Source organism: Streptomyces shenzhenensis, from assembly GCF_003688995.1.
GTDB lineage: Bacteria > Actinomycetota > Actinomycetes > Streptomycetales > Streptomycetaceae > Streptomyces > Streptomyces shenzhenensis_A.
Genome location: NZ_PENI01000083.1, coordinates 1 through 1,441, shown reverse-complemented (window position 1 = coordinate 1,441; position 1,441 = coordinate 1). Strand labels below are relative to the sequence as shown.

Sequence of the window (1,441 nt, the reverse complement as noted above, 5' to 3'; positions counted from 1 at the left end):
GCTGTCGTCAAGCGGCCGTAGTCACTGGAGGCGCGACTTGATAGCACCGTCGGTCACGGATCAGAGCCCACAGAACGTTGACACGTCGGCGGGCGAGAGCGAGCACGGCCTGGACGTGTTTCTTCCCCTCCGCGCGTTTGCGGTCGTAGAACTTCCGCGAGTTCGGGTCGCACCGGACGCTGACCAGCGCGGAGGTGTAGAAGACGCGCTGGAGCCTTCGGTGGTAGGTGATCGGCCGGTGGAGGTTGCCGCTGACCTTGCCCGAGTCACGAGGCGCCGGGGCGACGCCGGCGAAGGCCGCCAAAGCGTCAGGGGAGTCGAACTCGTCCAGGCTGCCGCCGACGGCGGCGAGGAACTCTGCGCCCAGCACGGTGCCGATGCCGGGGACGCTCAGGACGATGTCGGCGAGGTCGTGCTCGCGAAACCGGCCCTCGATGAGCTTGTCCATCTCGGAAACCTGCTCGTTGAGGGCCATCACCTCCTCGGCCAGGGTATGGACCAGCTTGGCGATGGTCTTCTCCCCGGGGACGGCGGTGTACTGGCGTTCGGCCGCCTCGATGGCGGCCTCGGCCAGAGCTCTGGCGCCCCGGACCTTGCGGTTGGCCAGCCACTTCGTCAGCCGCGTGACGCCGGCCCGGCGGATCGCGGCCGGGGTCTGGTAGCCCGTCAGGAGTCGCAGCGGGCCCGTGTTGGTGACGTCCAGGGCCCGTTCCAGGGCGGGGAACATGCTCAGCAGGGTGCCACGCAGGCGGTTGACGGCGCGGGTGCGGTCCTCGACCAGGTCGGCACGGCGTCCGGTCAGCAGTTTCAGCTCAATGGCGGCCTCGTCGCCGGGGCGGATGGGCCGCAGGTCCCGGCGCATCCTTGCCTGATCGGCGATGACGTAGGCGTCGCGGGCGTCGGTCTTGCCCTCGCCGCGGTAGCCGTCGGAGGCCCGGTTCACCAGCCGTCCGGGCATGTAGAGGACTTCCTGGCCGTGGTTGATCAGCAGGGCCAGCAGCAGCGCGGGCTCGCCGCCGGTCATGTCGATCGCCCAGGTGACCTCGCGGGCGTCTGCCAGATCCAGGACATCACCAATCAGCTTCAGCAGCTCGGGCTCGTCGTTGGCGACCCGACGCGACAACAGCGTCTTCCCGTCCGCGTCCAGCACCAGGCCGTGATGGTGGCCCTTGCCGCTGTCGATCCCCGTCCATATCCGGCTCATCGTGCTCCTGAGGTGCGTGTTCGTTCTGTTCGTACCACGGACGACCTCGCCGGCATTGCTCTACGCAGCGACTTGTTCGCACTTCCTAATCGGCGGCCGAGTCGTCGTGGGGTGCCGGGCGGCGAAGCGAGGCAAGCCACGAGACGGCAGCCGCCTGATAGCCACACCCAGCACCCCTGGGCGACCCAACCCTACGAATGGCTCGACCAACCCGATCAAGACGGTAGAGCCGCCTGA

1 protein-coding gene is annotated in these 1,441 nt (G+C 68.4%); it reads right to left on the bottom strand.

Going from position 1 to position 1,441, the window contains the following annotated elements:
* Window positions 1–7: 7 nt before the first annotated feature.
* The gene (locus tag CTZ28_RS46265) at window positions 8–1,204 is read right to left on the bottom strand and encodes an IS110 family RNA-guided transposase (protein WP_121895945.1); all 1,197 of its coding nucleotides are present in this window, start codon (window positions 1,202–1,204) and stop codon (window positions 8–10) included.
* Window positions 1,205–1,441: the final 237 nt, after the last annotated feature.